Below are 524 nucleotides of genomic sequence, written 5' to 3' on the forward strand. Positions count from 1 at the left end.
TGGCGGAAACATTCTCCCAAGCCTTTCCTAGCATTGCGCTAGATAGCAATAAGATATTGATCAATCACGGTGACATAGTAACGGCAGGTGGGATGATGTCATGGTTAGATCTTGGCTTTGAGCTGATCGCGAAATACGCTTCGCCGGGTGTTGTGCGTCAGCTTGGAAAAACGCTAGTTATTGATACCGCTCAGCGAGCGCAGAGCTACTACCAACAGTTTCATCCATCGTTTTCTCACGGTGATTATGCGATTGTTTCCATTCAACAAATCATGCATCAGCGCTATGCAGAGCCTTTGTCCATAAAGCAGTTAGCAAAGCAAGCCAACTTTACTGAACGCACGATGCAACGACGATTTTTGAAAGCGACAGGATACAACCCTAATCAATACTTGCAGCGTCTTAGAATTCAGAGCGCATGTGATTTGTTAGAAAGCACACAACATTCCTTTGATTCTATAAGCCATCAAGTTGGTTACGAGGATACGAGCGCCTGTAGGAAGGTTTTCATAAACGTCATTGGT

The 524-nt window shown here is 44.7% G+C and carries 1 protein-coding gene; it reads left to right on the plus strand.

Going from position 1 to position 524, the window contains the following annotated elements; translation table 11 throughout:
* Positions 1-524, plus strand: a 524-nt coding sequence (locus tag R8O11_RS31115) for a GlxA family transcriptional regulator (protein WP_318195376.1), incomplete at both ends; no start/stop codon positions are given.

Source organism: Vibrio sp. 1288 (assembly GCF_033344475.1).